Annotated in this window: 2 pseudogenes; one reads left to right on the forward strand and one right to left on the reverse strand. The window is 63.8% G+C overall.

Going from position 1 to position 1,029, the window contains the following annotated elements:
- Positions 1-216, reverse strand: a pseudogene (locus BN1132_RS12030) (DUF5610 domain-containing protein); the annotation flags it as partial.
- 179 nt (positions 217-395) lie between these two features.
- Here BN1132_RS12030 and BN1132_RS12035 point away from each other — a divergent pair.
- Positions 396-1,029 (forward strand): annotated as a pseudogene (locus tag BN1132_RS12035) (tRNA (uridine(54)-C5)-methyltransferase TrmA); the annotation flags it as partial.

Consider the following 1,029-nt stretch of genomic DNA (forward strand, 5'->3'; position numbering starts at 1 on the left):
CTTGAACTCCTGACTCCTGGGGGCCTGATAGTGCTGGCCGTTGATCTCCAGTGCAAATTGCAGCGCCTGCTGGATCAGCACCTGGGCCCACTTCGGAGGCTTGTTCAGGGAGACCTCCTCCCCCTTGTCCGCCGCTTTCGACGCCGTCTGTTGGGGCGATTTGGGAGCAGTGCCCACTCCCTTGGGTTGGGCCGCGCCCATGCCATCGATCTGCATCATCACTCTCCCGCCTATAGTGGTGGATCGGTTATCGGCCCGACTGGCCACTTCTTGACCACAAAAAACTTGGACAATCCGTGGCGGCCTTTTAAAATCCCCACCCTTTGGTTGGCTGTTGCTTGGCTGCGGCCCTCCCCCGGTCTTTACCCGGCTCTGCCGGCGCATGCGAGGTATCCATGACTCAATCCCAGCCATCTTCCGCCGACACCCAGGCCAGACGGACTCCCGCCGACTACCAGGCCCAGCTCGACGAGAAGCGCGATCGCCTCGCCCAGCTGTTCGCCCCCTTCAACCCGCCCGCGCTGGAGGTCCATGCCTCCCCCGCCGAGCACTACCGGATGCGCGCCGAGTTCCGCATCTGGCACGAGGGGGATGACCTCTACCACTGCATGTATGCACCGGCCACCAAGGAGATCATCCGGGTCGACCAGTTCCCCACCGCCAGCCTGCTCATCAACCAGCTGATGCCGGTGCTGCTGGCCGGGCTGCGCCCGCACCCGGTGCTGCGCCGCAAGCTGTTCCAGATAGACTACCTCTCCACCCAGTCCGGCCAGATCTGCGTCAGCCTGCTCTATCACCGCAAGCTGGAAGCCGAATGGCAGCAGGCCGCCGAAGCCCTGCAGGCCGACCTGAGAGCCCAGGGCTTCGATCTGCAGCTGATTGGCCGCGCCCACAAGCAGAAGATCTGCCTGGGGGAGGAGTTCGTCATCGAGCGGCTCCAGGTGCAGGGTCGCGAGCTGGTCTACAAGCAGGTGGAAAACAGCTTCACCCAGCCCAACGCCGCCATCAACGAGCAGATGCTGGGCTGGG

This window comes from Aeromonas sanarellii, assembly GCF_000820085.1.
Lineage (GTDB): Bacteria > Pseudomonadota > Gammaproteobacteria > Enterobacterales > Aeromonadaceae > Aeromonas > Aeromonas sanarellii.